16 protein-coding genes and 1 tRNA gene are annotated in these 14,524 nt (G+C 61.0%); 7 read left to right on the top strand and 10 right to left on the bottom strand.

Translation table 11 applies throughout. The annotated features are described in order from the left end of the window. Positions 1-123: 123 nt before the first annotated feature. Positions 124-477: a gamma-butyrobetaine hydroxylase-like domain-containing protein gene (locus LB513_RS18105; protein ID WP_224664868.1), complete on the top strand. Its 354-nt coding sequence runs from the start codon at positions 124-126 to the stop codon at positions 475-477. 34 nt (positions 478-511) lie between these two features. Here LB513_RS18105 and LB513_RS18100 read toward each other — a convergent pair whose 3' ends face one another. Beyond that, positions 512-964: a MarR family winged helix-turn-helix transcriptional regulator gene (locus LB513_RS18100; protein WP_224664867.1), complete on the bottom strand. Its 453-nt coding sequence runs from the start codon at positions 962-964 to the stop codon at positions 512-514. A gap of 47 nt (positions 965-1,011) precedes the next feature. Here LB513_RS18100 and LB513_RS18095 point away from each other — a divergent pair, with 47 nt between their 5' ends. After that, positions 1,012-1,923, top strand: a complete 912-nt coding sequence (locus LB513_RS18095) for an alpha/beta hydrolase (RefSeq protein WP_224664866.1) — start codon at positions 1,012-1,014, stop codon at positions 1,921-1,923. A gap of 12 nt (positions 1,924-1,935) precedes the next feature. On the opposite strand, the gene LB513_RS18090 is transcribed toward LB513_RS18095, so the two are convergent. Beyond that, complete coding sequence (locus LB513_RS18090) at positions 1,936-2,331, bottom strand: rhodanese-like domain-containing protein (RefSeq protein WP_224664865.1); 396 nt, start codon at positions 2,329-2,331, stop codon at positions 1,936-1,938. Between the two features lie 290 nt (positions 2,332-2,621). On the opposite strand from LB513_RS18090, the gene LB513_RS18085 reads away from it, so the two are divergent. Beyond that, a complete protein-coding gene (locus LB513_RS18085) occupies positions 2,622-4,502 on the top strand; it encodes a murein L,D-transpeptidase (RefSeq protein WP_224664864.1) in 1,881 nt (626 codons plus the stop codon). 1 nt (position 4,503) lies between these two features. Here the strand turns inward: LB513_RS18085 and LB513_RS18080 are convergent, their stop codons facing one another. Both LB513_RS18080 and LB513_RS18075 read right to left on the bottom strand, forming a co-directional pair. Then, positions 4,504-4,980: a hypothetical protein gene (locus LB513_RS18080; protein ID WP_224664863.1), complete on the bottom strand. Its 477-nt coding sequence runs from the start codon at positions 4,978-4,980 to the stop codon at positions 4,504-4,506. A gap of 248 nt (positions 4,981-5,228) precedes the next feature. Next, positions 5,229-5,486, bottom strand: coding sequence for a PepSY domain-containing protein (locus LB513_RS18075; RefSeq protein WP_224664862.1), 258 nt, complete (start codon positions 5,484-5,486; stop codon positions 5,229-5,231). A gap of 299 nt (positions 5,487-5,785) precedes the next feature. Here LB513_RS18075 and LB513_RS18070 point away from each other — a divergent pair, with 299 nt between their 5' ends. Continuing rightward, on the top strand, positions 5,786-6,025 hold the full coding sequence (locus LB513_RS18070) for a hypothetical protein (protein WP_224664861.1): 240 nt from the start codon (positions 5,786-5,788) through the stop codon (positions 6,023-6,025). A gap of 143 nt (positions 6,026-6,168) precedes the next feature. Here the strand turns inward: LB513_RS18070 and LB513_RS18065 are convergent, their stop codons facing one another. From LB513_RS18065 to LB513_RS18050, 4 genes are all read right to left on the bottom strand, one after another. Beyond that, positions 6,169-6,588: a VOC family protein gene (locus LB513_RS18065; protein WP_224664860.1), complete on the bottom strand. Its 420-nt coding sequence runs from the start codon at positions 6,586-6,588 to the stop codon at positions 6,169-6,171. 310 nt (positions 6,589-6,898) lie between these two features. Further along, on the bottom strand, positions 6,899-7,117 hold the full coding sequence (locus LB513_RS18060; RefSeq protein WP_224664859.1) for a DUF3072 domain-containing protein: 219 nt from the start codon (positions 7,115-7,117) through the stop codon (positions 6,899-6,901). Between the two features lie 249 nt (positions 7,118-7,366). Beyond that, positions 7,367-7,441 (bottom strand) — tRNA-Val (locus tag LB513_RS18055). A 136-nt stretch (positions 7,442-7,577) separates the two neighbouring features. After that, on the bottom strand, positions 7,578-8,264 hold the full coding sequence (locus LB513_RS18050; protein ID WP_224664858.1) for a phosphoglycolate phosphatase: 687 nt from the start codon (positions 8,262-8,264) through the stop codon (positions 7,578-7,580). Positions 8,265-8,411: 147 nt separating this feature from the next. Between LB513_RS18050 and rpiA the strand changes: the two genes are divergently transcribed. The 3 genes from rpiA to gor all read left to right on the top strand — a co-directional run bounded on the left by rpiA (position 8,412) and on the right by gor (position 11,204). Further along, entirely contained in the window at positions 8,412-9,143 is a 732-nt protein-coding gene (gene rpiA, locus LB513_RS18045; RefSeq protein WP_224664857.1) for a ribose-5-phosphate isomerase RpiA, read from the top strand. Further along, on the top strand, positions 9,130-9,702 hold the full coding sequence (locus tag LB513_RS18040) for a DUF2059 domain-containing protein (RefSeq protein WP_224664856.1): 573 nt from the start codon (positions 9,130-9,132) through the stop codon (positions 9,700-9,702). The genes rpiA and LB513_RS18040 overlap by 14 nt, the downstream gene beginning before the upstream one ends. 110 nt (positions 9,703-9,812) lie before the next feature. Next, complete coding sequence (gor, locus tag LB513_RS18035; protein ID WP_224664855.1) at positions 9,813-11,204, top strand: glutathione-disulfide reductase; 1,392 nt, start codon at positions 9,813-9,815, stop codon at positions 11,202-11,204. A 194-nt stretch (positions 11,205-11,398) separates the two neighbouring features. Here the strand turns inward: gor and LB513_RS18030 are convergent, their stop codons facing one another. Both LB513_RS18030 and LB513_RS18025 read right to left on the bottom strand, forming a co-directional pair. After that, positions 11,399-13,291 (bottom strand): ABC transporter ATP-binding protein/permease, encoded by a 1,893-nt coding sequence (locus LB513_RS18030; RefSeq protein WP_224664854.1) that lies wholly within the window; start codon positions 13,289-13,291, stop codon positions 11,399-11,401. A 542-nt stretch (positions 13,292-13,833) separates the two neighbouring features. Next, positions 13,834-14,514: a DsbA family oxidoreductase gene (locus tag LB513_RS18025; protein WP_224664853.1), complete on the bottom strand. Its 681-nt coding sequence runs from the start codon at positions 14,512-14,514 to the stop codon at positions 13,834-13,836. Between the last annotated feature and the right edge of the window lie 10 nt (positions 14,515-14,524).

Here is a 14,524-nt window from a genome sequence, read left to right as displayed (position 1 = left end):
ATACCGCGTCTCCCTCTCTGGTGAAAGTCCTGCGCCGACACCGTGTGTCGGTCGGCCGTATCGGGACTATTCCCATTGGGCGAAGCGGCGTAGGGAAGGCAGGACGTGCAGGAATCAAAGAGAATGACCGCCCCAAAAGAACTCAGGGTCTCCAAGGACCGCAAAATGCTGTCGGTCACCTTTCCCAACCACCAGCCGTTCGAACTGACGGCGGAACTCCTGCGGGTCGCTTCACCCTCGGCCGAAGTGCAGGGCCATTCGCCCGAACAACGCGTGACGGTTCCGGGCAAGCGCGATGTGGCCATCCTGAAGATCGAGCCGGTCGGCAATTACGCGGTGCGGATCACCTTCGACGATTTCCACGACACTGGCATTTTCACCTGGACCTATCTGCATACGCTCGGTCACGAGAAGGATCAGCGCTGGAATGCCTATCTTGCGGAACTCGCCGAAAAAGGCCTGAGCCGGGACCGCTGAGCGCACCGGCCGCCTCAAATCGACGCCGAAGCGATCAGGCGTCCTTCAGCACCTCGTAGATCTTGCGCATCTGGTCCCCGATCAGGTCGCATTGTTCCGGTGTCGACTGGCTCATCGCCTTTTCGATCAACGCCATATGCACCTTCAACGCCTGCATCAGCAGCGCTTCGCCGGCTTCGGTCAGGGCAAGCCGCAAGATCCGCTTGTCCTTCGCGTCGCCCTCGCGGCGCAGCAGCCCGCGTGTCTCCAGTTGCGGCAGGAGCATAGTGATGTTGGAGCGGCCGACAAGCAACTTGCGGGCAAGATCATGCTGCGACATGCCTGGGTGGCGATAGAGGTTCATCAGCACGTCTAGCTGGGCCGGCTTCAGATCGAGCGGCCCGAGCTTAGCCGCCAGCGTGCGCTCCAGCACATGGCAAGCGCGCGCCACCGCGACCCAGTTGCGGAAACGCGGGTTGTCCCAAGGTAGCTCTTGTTTATTGTTCATCTTTGAACTATTATGTTCATGCTTGAACGTATGGATGGATTCCAACTATGGCATCATTCGGACTGAAGGTCATCCGGGGTCTGTTCGGTGCCGCTGAACGGATCGCTCCGCGTCTCTCCGGCCGCGCGGCGTTTGAACTGTTCTGCCGCACGCCAAGCGCCAGGAGGCTGACCGAAGGTGAACGCCGCGCCATCGGCCGGGCGGCGCAGTTCATGACCGAGGCGCGCCATCACCGGCTGAAGACGGCCACAGGCTGTGTCGTGGCTCACGAGTTCAGGCCGGAGCGGGGCAGGGAGGGGGCAGGCACCGTGCTTGTCGTCCACGGGTGGCGTTCACGAACCGAATACATGCGCGCCTTGATCGAAGGCTTTCGGTCGGCCGGACACAGGGTGGTTTCCTTAGATTTTCCCGGCCACGGGCAGTCGCATGGCCGCCGCCTGAACATGGTCAATGCCGTGGATGCGCTACGCGTTGCCGGCGAATGGTTCGGTCCGTTCGCGGCCGTTGTGGGCCATTCCTTCGGCGGCGCCGTCGCCGCCAACGCCATCGCGGGTTCCGTGAAGAACATTCAACCATTGGCGGCAGACAGCCTGGTCCTGATTGCGGCGCCAAGTTCCCTGCCGGCGATCTTCGACGACTTCAGCCGCCTGCTCAATGTCGGCCCACGCTCCCAACTAGCGATGGCCGATTGCGTCGAACGCCTGTCAGGGCGGCCGTTGCGCGAATTCACCGGCGATCGCCAGCTCGCTCACGCGCCGGTGCCGACCCTGGTTATCCACGCGCCGGATGATCGTGAAGTGTCGCGCGATCATGCGACACGCTACGCCAATGCCGGCAGCCATGTGAAACTCTACTGGGCGGATGGGCTTGGCCACCGACGCATCCTCGCCGACAAGCGGGTTGTCGAACGCGCCGTCGGCTTCGTCGCAGAGCATCGCGAACCGGCGCTGCTGCATTGATCTGCATTCAGTCTATTTCTTCTTCCCGCCCGGCTCGACTGGCAGACCTGCGGCCTTCCAGGCGGTGTAACCGCCAAGGATGTGCCTGACCGGGGAAAGCCCCATGCCCTGTGCCGTCTTGGTGGCCAAGGCGGGGCGCCAGCCACCGGCGCAGAAGAAGACGAAGCTCTTCCCCGAGGCGAAGAACGGCTTGTGATAGGGGCTTTCGGGATCGATCCAGAATTCCAGCATTCCGCGGGTCACATGCTTGGCGCCCGGGATCCGGCCGTCGCGTTCCACCTCGCGTGGGTCTCGCAAATCGACGAAGATTGTGTCTTCATCGTCGAGCAGTCCTGCCGCTTCTTCGGGCGACACCATTTCGACCTCGGCGTTGGCCTCGTCCAACAGTTCGCGATAGCCTTTTTTCATCGGACCGTCTCCAGCTGCGGTATTCGGCTGCCGACAGGATCTGCAGTACAAAAGACATCTTTGTCACGCCTTTAACGGCAGGATCGTTCCAACAGGCGTTTGACTCAATGGGCGACAAGCCCGACCGTAACGATGTTGTGAAACCGATCTGCAACAAGCGCTCCAAAATTTATGGAAGCTTAACGAAATCGGTATGAATCGGTATAGTCACGCCTTACATCCGCCATGCGGACAGCGAGACGGTCTAGCGATGCGGAACGGGAACCGGTTGTAGCCGGAGCGGGTGATCCATGAAATTTCTCCGAAACAAGGCAACCGTGGTTCCGCTCGTGGCGATCACGGCGACACTGGCACTCGGCGTGCCGCATGCCGGTGCGCAAAATCTGCTGGAGATGCTTTTCGGCGGCGGCGTCAAGCGCGCTCCGCAGGGCGAATTTCCTCCACCACCCCCCAAATACAAGCCGAAGGCTCCGGCCACCACCGGCGGTGCGAAAATCAGCAGCCCATCATACTACACATACAAGGCCGACCGGCTGGTCCGCATCGATTTCTCGACCCTGACAGCGACGGCGCAACCCGCGACACCCCAGGACGCCGCTTTTGTCCCCACGGCCACGGGCACGGCCTTTCGGGACGCCATTGCCGGGCTGGGCGACTATGAACTTTATGCCGAGCCTGATGTCGCCAAGGCTCTGATCGCGTACTATTCCGCCAATCCGGATTTCATCTGGGTCACCGGATCCGGTCCGAACAATCGGGCGCAGGACGCGGTGCGGGTTCTTGGTGAAGCCGCCAGCTATGGTCTCACCCCAGCCGATTATACGGTCCAGGTGCCGACCACCAGTGCATCTCCGGCTGACGCCAATGCCCAGTTGAAAGAGCTCGTTCGTTTCGAGATGGCTCTTTCGGCGCGCGTGCTTCGCTACGCCCATGACGCTCAGAACGGGCGCGTCGAGCCCAACCGGATAACCGGCTACTATGATTTCCCGGCTAAGCCACTCGACTTGGTTGGAGTGCTGAAGACCCTGGCGCATACACAGGAAGTGCGGACTTACCTCGAATCGCGTCATCCGCAGAATCCCGAATATCAGGCGTTGCGCGTCGAACTGGAATCCTTGCAGGCCAGTGCCGAGAACGAAATCGTCGTCGACCCCAAACTCGTGCTCAAGCCCGGCGAGACAAGTCCGGAACTGCCAAAGCTGCTGAAGCTGATCGCGCGCGACCTCGACGACGAGATGGGTGGCGCCTATGGCGCGGTTCTGGCCAGGTTCGCGGCCAGCGAGGTCTATGTCCCCGATCTGGTGCCGGTCATCAAGGCCGTGCAGCAGAAGCAAGGCATGAAGGGCGACGGCGTCATCGGCCCACGTACTGTCGCCGCGCTTGCCGGCACGTCCAAGGCCGACAGGCTTCTCAAGGTTCAGGTGGCGCTGGAGGAACTGCGCTGGCTGCCGTCCGATCTCGGCAGTCCGCGTGTCTTCATCAATCAGCCGGCCTTTACGGCGAGCTACATCGACAATGGCCAGGAACAGCTGAAGACGCGCGCCGTCATCGGTCGCACAACCAACCAGACGGCCTTCTTCTACGACCAGATCAAACAGGTCGATTTCCATCCCTATTGGGGCGTGCCGCAGTCGATCATCGTCAACGAGATGCTGCCCAGATTGCGCAACGATCCGGGTTATCTCGATCGGGCCGGCTACGAAGTGACCGACGCGAAAGGCACACGCATTCCCTCGTCGGCTGTCAATTGGGGGGCATATGGCTCAAAGATCCCCTATAACGTGCGCCAGCAGCCAAGCGAGGCCAACGCGCTGGGTGAATTGAAAATCCTGTTCCCCAACAAGCATGCCATCTACATGCATGACACGCCCCAAAAAGCGTTCTTCAAGAAGGACATGCGTGCGCTGAGCCATGGCTGTGTTCGATTGCAGGACCCGCGCGGCATGGCGGCGGCGGTGCTTGGCACGTCGGTTGACTATGTAGCCGAGAAGTTGAAGCACGGGCATTCGTCGGAGGATGTGACGCGCAACATTCCGGTCTACGTCGCTTACTTCACCGCTTGGCCCGACATGTCGGGAAAGGTCGAGTATTTCGACGATGTCTATGACCGCGACTCCAGACTGAAGCAGGCCTTGGATGCCACCGAGGCGGTGCGGTCGCCATCGATCTGATTCAGCGGCCCGCCACGGGGCGCCGGAAGCCGGCGTCCCTTCCGGCAATCAGCCAATAAACAAGCCCGGCGATAAGGCCGGCGGCGGCTACGATGCCGATGTCGAGCCAGCGCTCGGGGTCTATGTCTTCCGGCGCACGCGGCCAGATCATGGCAATGCCGCCGACCGCGGCTCCGGCCCCGAAGACCATATGCAGCAACGCATTGCGCAAGGAAAAGAACTCGGCGATCAACGCGAACATAAGCGTCTGAGCGCAGGTCACGACCATCGTCAGGGCATAGATGAACATGGCAACTGGCGGCACCGCCAGGGCGGCGATCGGCGTAATGCCCATAATGTCGAAATAGGCGGGCGCATTGGGCAAGAAACTGAGCACGGCGTAGATTGCCACCACAGAGACCAGGCCGAAGGATACCGCCACCAAATATCCGGCCAACATCATCAGTACACGCTTAGACACGTGCTTGGCCATGGCCATGCCCCACCCCCCGGTTCGGTACATCAGGCAATCAGCCAGCAAAAGCGGATCGGCGCAAGGGCTGGGCCGTTGGGGCAAGGAGGATTGGGCCCCGCGCGCACTGGCAAAACCGTGGACCCGGAGAGGGCTACATCCAATAAGGGACCCGGCCGCGATTGTCTGAAGGGAGCCGTTCCTTACGACAATCCGGGAACCGGCAAGACCCGCGCGGCCGTCGAAGGCATAAGCAAGACGAGGACTTGGTCGCCCTACTTTGGTTCGGCGGTTACGGGATCGTAGGTGATTTCGACCTTTGCCCTGTCGGCCGTGTAGTAGGTCACGATGTAGGCGTCCTTGTCCCAATCGACCTCCTTCACGTATCGGAAGCCTTCGCGTTGCTCGACCTTGGCCAGGATCTCCGACAGTTTCTTGGCGTTCGGCGGCGGCAAGGGAGTGTCATCCGCTGCCAAAGCCGGCGCGGAGGCGAAAAGAACGGCGACGCTGGTCGCCAACAGAAATCTACGCATGATTTTCCCTCAAGTTCTGACCGACTGAAACTCACCAGCGTGCCGGTTGGTTCCGTGGCGGCCTGCGGAGGGAGGCCCGGAGTTCAGGGTGAAAGGGCAATTCCGACAGTCCGCAAAATGCATCGACAAGGGCTGCAGCGAAGTCGACCCGAGCGGCGATTGGCTTTTCCTCGAACCGATCGGAGGCTAGGCACGATTGGCCGGCAGTTGCTGGCAGGCGCGGTCCATTGATTGACGGTCTCATCAGTATCGGCGGAACCGCGAATCTATGCTAAGCCGCCGATCGACCAATCCAAAGGATGATCCCCGTGAGCGAACCGACCGTGGCCCAGGTGACCGAGAGCATCTATGCCTCACTGCGGGCAGACAACGCCGACCTTGATGCCCATATCGCGACACTGAAGGCGGCGCTGGTCCGGGAAGGCGTGAAACAGGCGGTTTTCGATCCGACCAAACTGGCGCAGAACAACCGTTCGGGCCGCAAGCTGATGCAGGCCTATTTTCGGCAGCGCGGCGTCAGTGTCGGTTTCTCGGAGTAACGGGCCCGCGGCGGCAATCCCGCCGCGCCGTTAATTCTCCGTGCCGCCCCGCAATTTCCGTTTCGACGGCGCGACGTTCGCCTGGACCATGGATTGAAACTAGGCTCCATGGCTGGAGATCAAGCCGCAATCGCCAGGCTCGTTCAATCCGCCCTGTCGCCCGCGGCCATTGCAGCGGCGTCCATCCACATCGCGCCCACTGCGTGGCCGTCTGGATCAGCGAGGTCGCGGGTATACATGAACCCATGATCCTCGATTGGATTGATGTCGGCTTGGCCACCATTCGCGGCAGCCGCATTTGCCATTGCGTCCACGGCGTCGCGGCTGTCCAGGGAGAGGGCAAGCATCACTTCGCTGGACGTGGATGGCGGGATGGGGCGGGTCGTCAAGGTTCGCCACTTGGCCTGGCTGAGCAGCATGAAGTTGATGTCTTCACTCCATACCATCCAGGCGGCTGTCTCATCAGGAAACCTGGGATCGTTCTTGAATCCGAGGGACTCGTAGAAAGCCCGAGATGCGTTCACGTTGGTAACGGGCAGGCTCACAAAGATCTTCTTGCTCATCGTCATTCCTTGATTTGCCGAGATTGTAGCAGGCTCCTTCTCAAAGACGGTTGGCCGCGCGCCGAACCGACAAGCAAGCTCGGATTTTCGAGATCCGATGCAGTGACACCTGGATTGGCCGGTTGCAACGAATGCCGAAGCCGAATGCCTTGCCAAGGCCTATGTCTGTCCAGAGTTGTTACCGCTCTCCGCGTTGCAACTGGCGAGGCGGCCCAGATTTCAACCTACAGGCGTCTGGCGGCAGGACTCGAGAGGGGAGTGTGATGGGGTAAACCCGCTTCGGCCTACCCCACCTGCCGCCGCTAAGACGTCAGAGTTTCAGCTTTTGCTTTAACGCGTCGATTCTCTTCGAAGCCTCTGCCTTGGAGAGTCCCTCCTCGAACGCTTTGTCGTCGTGGGCCTGCTCGGAGAGCGTCTTAAGGTAGGACATCTGGGCCCCGGTCATCGGCTCGTCGCCACTGACCCAATCGTCCGGGTCCTTTTCCATATTCGAAACGGGTTCTTCCTTGGGATTGGTGGTGTTGGTCATTGTACCTCGCTTTCGCGAAACAAATGCAGAACATCAAGACTTGTTCCGCACACAGTCCGTTAATCGCCGCGCGACTTTGTCGAGCCGCACAGCCGCGCCCGAAGTGGTGCCGACAATGCAGCACGTTAGAGCGTCCAGTTCGTCTGGCCATGACTCTGCAATAAGCCGAGTGTCAAAACGGGTTACGCGTAAGTGCCAGTAATAAGAGATTTGTCGGGCACAATGCATCCAACGCCTTAAACGGTTGGATGGTGGGCGATGCAGGGATTGAACCTGCGACCCCACCCGTGTGAAGGGTGTGCTCTCCCGCTGAGCTAATCGCCCGCTCGTAAGCCCGAGGGCCAAGCGAGCCGCGATATAAGGGAGGCCCACGAGGGAAGTCAAGGCAGTCTCAGTCGTTCTGACAGGCTCGCAATTGCAGCGCTTCGGCTTTGTGCGGCGCGGCCAGTGATGTTTCCGTTCAGCGTCCTGCAGCAGCGTTGATCAGCTTCTCGGCCAGATCCAGCGTCAGCGCGTCGAAATGCGAGATTACCGCCGAAGGCTCGAATTCGCGTACGTGGCGGTCCGTGTAACCGAAATCGACCGCTACCACAGGAATGCCGGCCGCCTTGGCGGTATCGATGTCGGTTTGCGAATCGCCAACCATTAGGGCGTTGCGCGGGTCGCCGCCGGCCATCGCGATGGTCTCGACCAGATGGCGCGGGTCGGGTTTGCGGAAGGCGAAGGTATCCTGCCCGGCAATCGCCGCGAAATGCCTGGTCAGGCCGAGCGCCTCGATCAGCGCCAGGGAATTGGCCTCGTACTTGTTGGTGCAGATGGCCAGCAGGTAGCCGGCGTCTTCGAAACGCGCGATGGCCTCGACGACGCCGGGGTAGGGGCGCGATTTCCCAGGGATATTCATCGTGTAATGATCGAGGAAGAGCTTCAGCAACCTGTCGTGTTCGTCCACGGCAAGCGACCGCTGCCGGGCGGCGTGGGCCCGTTCGATCATCACCCGGCCGCCGTGGCCGACGAAACGCCTGAAGCCAGCTTCGTCGACGGACGGAATGTCGCTCGCGGCAAGGCTGTGGTTCAGACTGTCAAGCAGGTCGGGCGCCGTATCGATCAGCGTACCGTCGAGGTCGAACACGATGATCGGGCGGCTCATGGTCTATCCTGTCATGATTGTGCTGGGCAGGCGATAGCGGCTGTGGCCCGCCGAGGCAAGCAGGCTTGGTCCCGTGCCCCAAAGCCTTTGACCGGGCTGGCAAAAATGCTAGGAGCCGCGGGCAACAGTTACCGGGCGGCGTAGCGCATGGATGCGAAACAGTTGAAGGTTGAAGCCGCACGCGCGGCCCTGGCCCATGTCACCGACGGCATGCGCCTTGGCATCGGGAGCGGCACAACCGCGGAGGCGTTCGTGCGCCTGCTTGCGGACAAGGTTGCCAATGGCATGACCATTATTGGCGTACCGACGTCTGAACGCACCGCCTCGCTGTGCCGGGAGCTTGGCGTGCCTCTGTCGACGCTTGACGAAACGCCGGAGCTTGATCTGACGGTCGACGGCGCCGACGAGGTCGACGCAGATCTGACGCTAATCAAGGGTGGCGGCGGCGCGTTGCTGCGCGAAAAGATCGTCGCGGCGGCCTCGGGGCGAATGATCGTGATTGCCGACGCGACGAAAATGGTCGACACGCTCGGGCGCTTTCCCCTGCCGATCGAAGTCAACAGGTTCGGCTTGCGGGCCACCGAAATCGCAATCGGGGCCGCGGCCCTCGACCTCAACCTTTCCGGCGCGGTCACATTGAGGATGACGGACGGGCAGGCTTTTGTTACAGACGGCGGCCATTTTATCCTCGATGCATCTTTTGGCCGCATTCCGGATACAAGAGCGCTTTCGAATGCTTTGCACGCCATTCCGGGCGTGGTCGAGCATGGTCTTTTCATCGGGCTGGCGTCAGCGGCCATCATCGCCGGCGGCGACGGCATCCAGGTCGTCCATGCCGCCCGAAAACCAGGGAGTTCTACCGATCATGATGTTGCATAACCGGGTTCGCCGACTGTCCGCCATAGTGGCGGCTTCAGCTATTTTTGCGTTTTCCTCGCCAGCCTTTTCACAGGATGTCACGGAGTCGCACCTGAAGGCGGCGCGCGCCGCGGTGGCCGCGATCCGTGCGACCGACCCGTTCGACAACATCCTGCCGCAGGCAGCGGCGGCGCTCGAATCGCAGCTCATCCAGAAGAACCCGGATATGCAGGAACTTATTGGCAAGACGGTCGGCGAAAAGGCGCTTGCCCTGGCCTCGCGCCGCTCTGATCTCGAAAAGGAAGCCGCGCTTGCCTATGCCAAGGTCTTCTCGGAGAAGGAACTGACGGACATCGCGAACTTCTACGCTTCGGACTCCGGCAAGAAGCTCCTCGACAGCGGCCCGACCGTCACGCGCGAACTGGTGAAGGCAGCCGACATCTGGCAGAACGGCCTCGCTCGCGACCTCGCTCAGCAGGTTGGGGAAACCCTGGCCGCAGCCGCCAAGGCCAAGGCAGTTCCGGCGCCTGCCGCTGCGCCCGCCGACGCTGCGGCTCCAGCCGACGGAACGCAGAACTGATAGCAGCGGCCCGACCGCGATCGTTCAAAGCCCGGCTCGTCCGGGCTTTTCTTTTTAGGCCTGGCAGCCTACCTGTCACTGGGTTTTGCTGAACTTCAAGGAACCGCATCATGGCCGGGTATGACTACGATCTCTTCGTCATCGGCGGCGGTTCCGGCGGGGTGAGGGCGGCGCGTGTGGCGGCGGCACTCGGCAAGCGCGTCGGCATCGCCGAGGAATACCGCTATGGCGGCACCTGCGTCATCAGGGGCTGCGTGCCTAAGAAGCTCTACGTCTACGCCTCGCAGTTTCCCGAGCATTTCGCCGACGCCGCCGGCTACGGCTGGACGGTGCCGGAGGCCAGTTTCGACTGGGGCGCTCTGGTCGCCAACAAGGATCGCGAGATCAGCCGGCTGGAGGCAATCTACAAGAAGAATGTGCAAGGCGCCGGTGGTGAGACCTTTCAGTCTCGCGCCAAAATCGTCGACCCTCACGTGGTGCATCTTTTGGCCGAGGACCGCACTGTGACTGCCGACCAGATCCTGATTGCAACAGGCGGCCGCCCGGCGCCTCATCCCGCCTTGCCGGGGCACGAACATTGCATTTCTTCCAACGAGGCTTTCGACCTCAAAGAATTGCCCAAGGCAATCATGGTCGAAGGTGGTGGCTATATCGCCGTCGAGTTCGCCAACATCTTCCACGGTCTCGGTGTCGACACCACGCTTGTCTACCGCGGCAAGGAGATTCTGAGCCGCTTCGACATGGACCTGCGGCGCATGCTGCACGAGACGATGGAGAGGAAGGGGATAAGGATCCTCTGCCATGCCGTATCGGAATCTGTCCGCAAGCGCCCTGATGGCCGGCTGGACGCGCATATCAACAACGGAACGGTGCTTACGGTCGATCAGGTCATGCTGGCCATTGGACGAATTCCGAATACCGAGAATATGGGGCTGGAAGGCATCGGCTTGGAAATGAGCGCGATCGGCGCGATCAACGTCGACAAATATTCCCGCACCAACATCGACAACATCTGGGCGATCGGCGACGTCACCAACCGCGTGCAGCTCACTCCGGTGGCGATCCACGAGGCCATGTGCTTCATCGAAACCGCCTTCAAGGGCAATCCCACCGCGCCGGATCATAACACGATCGCCACGGCCGTCTTTTCACAGCCTGAAATCGGAACCGTGGGCCTGTCGGAGGATGATGCGGTCAAACATCATCCCGATATCGAGATCTACCGTGCTTCGTTCAGGCCAATGCGGCACACGCTGTCTGGCCGAGACGAGAAGATGCTGATGAAGCTTGTCGTCGATGGCACTACGAGGAAGGTGCTTGGCGCCCATATTCTGGGGCCGGATGCCGGCGAAATGGCGCAGCTGCTCGCCATTCCGCTGAAGGCCGGGCTGACAAAGGATGATTTCGACCGCACAATGGCGGTGCACCCGACAGCAGCGGAAGAGCTTGTCACCATGTATAAGCCGACTTACCGGGTAAAGGACGGCCAGCGTCTCGATTGAACGAGCAATTCGTCCATGGCGCACTTCGTAGCCGAGATTGATGCAGGCGTACTACAGCAGCGTCCCGTTGAGGATCACTAACTCGTCGGGACGCCAGAGCCCCACGCCGGTGATATCGACCAGCGTGTGGACCCGGACATGTCGAAGGCGTGATCATGGCCGTCGCATGATACGGCCAACCGATGTCGGGACGGTTATTTCTGCTTGAGGCGGCGTGAGATGCGAAGCCATTTGTCCTCGACGGGCCGCGGCTGGGCAAGAATGGTGGTGAGCTCGGCGGGCAGCGTCGGCGCGAGTGGCTTCTTGGTGGCGACGCCGTCGGCAATGGCGACGATGCTGTGGTAGAACTCGGCGCCTGCCACGGACCTCGGCGCTACAGCCTCGTGCATGACGCTGATGACCGTGACGTCGGGGCAATTGTCTTTGATCGCCTGATGGAAGGCGACCTTGCCCTCGGGGTCTAGCGCTCCGGTTGCCTCATCAAGGAAAAGCAGGCCGGGCTGCTGCAGAATGATGCGCGCAACCACCAGCTTCTGTTTCTGACCGCCCGACAGTACCTGATCCCAGTTTTTGCCTTCGCGGGTCTCGTCGGCCATGTTTTCGATGAAATCGCCGAGGCCAGCCTTGTGCAGCGCCGCCGCGACCCGGGCTTCGCCATGGTCATGCTCGGAGCCGGGCAGGCAGACAAGTTGCTTGAGTGTAACCTGCTGGAGCTTGACCTCCTGCGCCGCATAGAAGCTTGTCACGCCCTCGGGGAAGACGATCATGCCGCGACCATAGGGCCACAAGCCGTTGATGGCCTTGATCAGCGAGGTCTTGCCGCAGCCGGATTGGCCCTTGAGGAAGGACCACTCGCCGCGCCGGAAGCGCAGATTGGCGGCGCTGAGGAATGGCGTCGCATCCTCGCCCTGATGCGCCAGTTCCAGCTTCTGGATGGTCAGGCCGAAAACCGGGTTCTGGCTGGCGTAGCGAAATTCGGAGCGGCCGGTCTTGCTGTAGAATTGCTGCGGCTGCTGAACATCCTCTATCGCCTGCGCCAATTCGATGACGCGTTGGCTGTTGGCCCGCAGCGTGGCGATGGCCGGCATGACATGAATGAACCACGAGCACTGGCTGATCAGCTGGGCGACCATTTCAGAGCCGGTAATGTAGCCTTTGTAGTCCAGGCGGTTGTGGATGAACGACACCAGACCCGGACCATAGGCGACGATCCGGGCACCGATGAAGTTGTAGATCAGCTCGAACGATGTGTAGCTGTTGTTGACGACATTGAGCCTGCCCCAGGTCTTGTCGATATCGACGTAGAGCCTGTCATGCATCGACTTTTGTACGCCCTCGCCATGTGAAGCCGCGACATGAAAGCTGCGGCGCAGGAATGTCGTCAGTTCACTGCGATAGCTTCCCTCGGCCTGCTGCATACGGATGTTGAGTCGCTCGAGCAGGCGCCCAAGCTTCATCGCGATCCAGGTGTTCAGCGGCACATAAATGGCTACGGCGAGGAAGGCGAGCACCGCGCTACCATAACTGCCCAGGAACTCCAGCCCTTTGACCTCGACCGACGATCCGATCAGATTCTCGCCGATAAAATAGAGCGAGGTCGCGACACCGAGAACGCCCATGGCCAGACCGATCGCTCCGCCGGTCATGTCCTTGATCGATTCCTGGATGCGCTGGTCGATGTTGTCGGGCGCGACGATACCGTTGGCCGCGGAGCCATGCTGGGCATGGAAATGCGTGTGATTGCCGTCAAGCAGGGCCTGGTTGAACTGCGTGTCCAGCCAGCCACGCCATTTTCGGTGCAAGGTTGCAGAGACAAGCCCGCGCACACCGGTGAAGCCGGCATCCTTGAGCACCACCAGCACCACCAATATGCCTGCGTTGGTCAGAATTCCCTGCAGCGGATTGGTGTTGGCGGCATCGTGAAAGAAGGCGATCGAATTGCCCAACTCGCCCAATGCCACGGCAAACCAGACGCCTGCCTTGCTGCAAAGCGCGGTCAGCAGCGCGATTACGATGGTGAGCGTCCAGGCTTCCTTCCAGCGATCGGACAGCCAGTAGGCCCGCATCAATCCCCAGAAGCTGCGCATCGACGATACAGGGGTGGAAGACGAAGGCCTTGCGGCATCGCGAAGTGTTTTTTCCGGTACTGACTCTTGCGATGGTCTGCCGACCTGAATCACGATCCCGCCCAAACCTTTTTTCTTTTGTTACGGATGGTAACACCAATTGATCATTTTCCATTAATTTTTCTAGAGACTACCATCCGTTTGCAACGTGGGCCGTTGCTGCACGGCAACAGATGTCGTCGATGCGTCCTGCGCATGCCGGATCACCTCAGAATTAATTGATTAGTGTCAACGGCTTACGGCGTGCGGTGCCTCGCTTGGGCGTTTACCCAAGGGAAACAGTTCACACGGATTCTTGATCTGACTTGAGGGGGGATCGGAGCTTTTTGACCGCCGGTGAGCCATAATTTTTCCGGCAGACGCCGCCTCGATCGGCGATCTGCTCAAGCCGCAAGCGGTCGATCAGCGCTGTGATTCGTTTGCTTGAGCGCAGTGCTATAGATCGATCCGGGCCGCCAGTTGGAGGGGGAAACCGGCGTCGCGTGTCGCGACAAAACGATGGCTCAGCCGGCCTTGTCCAGTTCGCCGCGAGCCTTGGCGGCCGCGACCTGGCGGATGGCATCGGCCAGCGTGTCGGCATCCTGGGCACCCATGACCGCGTACTTCCCCTCGAGCAGGAAACACGGCACGCCTGTCACCCCCATGCGGGACGCCGTTGCGACTTCGGTCCGCACCGCTTCGACATCGGCATCCGTCGGCAGAAGGGTCTCGGCGACCGACGCATCCATGCCGGCGTCTCGAGCGGCTTCGACCAGCACCGCATGGTCGCCGATATTGGCGCCTTCCTCGAAATTCAACTGAAACAGGCGGCGCACCAGCCTGTTCTGGACTGCCTCGCCGGCTGCACCCGCCCAGCGTATCAGGCGATGCGCGTCAAGCGTGTTCGCTGCGACCTTGATGGCGTCGAAAGCGAAGGAAATGCCTTCGGCCTCGCCCAGCGGTTCGATGCGGGCGTGGATCTCGCGGATGCGCTCATCGGTGCCGAACTTGGCCAGCATATACTCCCGGCGGTCCTTTCCCTGCGGCGGCACAGTCGGGTCGAGCTGGAACGGCCGCCAGCGGATGTGCACCTCGATATCGTCGAGCGCGGCGATGGCCTTGTCGAGCCGCTTCTGGCCGATGAAGCACCAAGGGCACACGACGTCGGATACGACATCGACTGTGACGGTGTTCGGGTCGCTCATGTCGATCTCC

The sequence above is a fragment of the Mesorhizobium sp. ES1-1 genome (genome assembly GCF_020164785.1).
GTDB lineage: Bacteria > Pseudomonadota > Alphaproteobacteria > Rhizobiales > Rhizobiaceae > Mesorhizobium.
Note: the sequence above shows the minus strand (reverse complement) of the source record. Positions and strands in the feature narration are given on the sequence as shown.

Bases quoted from the DNA above. Each gene is read 5' to 3' on its own strand.
- LB513_RS18105 (WP_224664868.1), top strand. From the start codon at position 124: ATGACCGCCCCAAAAGAACTCAGGGTCTCCAAGGACCGCAAAATGCTG.
- LB513_RS18100 (WP_224664867.1), bottom strand. From the start codon at position 964: ATGAACAATAAACAAGAGCTACCTTGGGACAACCCGCGTTTCCGCAAC.
- LB513_RS18095 (WP_224664866.1), top strand. From the start codon at position 1,012: ATGGCATCATTCGGACTGAAGGTCATCCGGGGTCTGTTCGGTGCCGCT.
- LB513_RS18090 (WP_224664865.1), bottom strand. From the start codon at position 2,331: ATGAAAAAAGGCTATCGCGAACTGTTGGACGAGGCCAACGCCGAGGTC.
- LB513_RS18085 (WP_224664864.1), top strand. From the start codon at position 2,622: ATGAAATTTCTCCGAAACAAGGCAACCGTGGTTCCGCTCGTGGCGATC.
- LB513_RS18080 (WP_224664863.1), bottom strand. From the start codon at position 4,980: ATGGCCATGGCCAAGCACGTGTCTAAGCGTGTACTGATGATGTTGGCC.
- LB513_RS18075 (WP_224664862.1), bottom strand. From the start codon at position 5,486: ATGCGTAGATTTCTGTTGGCGACCAGCGTCGCCGTTCTTTTCGCCTCC.
- LB513_RS18070 (WP_224664861.1), top strand. From the start codon at position 5,786: ATGATCCCCGTGAGCGAACCGACCGTGGCCCAGGTGACCGAGAGCATC.
- LB513_RS18065 (WP_224664860.1), bottom strand. From the start codon at position 6,588: ATGAGCAAGAAGATCTTTGTGAGCCTGCCCGTTACCAACGTGAACGCA.
- LB513_RS18060 (WP_224664859.1), bottom strand. From the start codon at position 7,117: ATGACCAACACCACCAATCCCAAGGAAGAACCCGTTTCGAATATGGAA.
- LB513_RS18050 (WP_224664858.1), bottom strand. From the start codon at position 8,264: ATGAGCCGCCCGATCATCGTGTTCGACCTCGACGGTACGCTGATCGAT.
- rpiA (WP_224664857.1), top strand. From the start codon at position 8,412: ATGGATGCGAAACAGTTGAAGGTTGAAGCCGCACGCGCGGCCCTGGCC.
- LB513_RS18040 (WP_224664856.1), top strand. From the start codon at position 9,130: ATGATGTTGCATAACCGGGTTCGCCGACTGTCCGCCATAGTGGCGGCT.
- gor (WP_224664855.1), top strand. From the start codon at position 9,813: ATGGCCGGGTATGACTACGATCTCTTCGTCATCGGCGGCGGTTCCGGC.
- LB513_RS18030 (WP_224664854.1), bottom strand. From the start codon at position 13,291: ATGCGCAGCTTCTGGGGATTGATGCGGGCCTACTGGCTGTCCGATCGC.
- LB513_RS18025 (WP_224664853.1), bottom strand. From the start codon at position 14,514: ATGAGCGACCCGAACACCGTCACAGTCGATGTCGTATCCGACGTCGTG.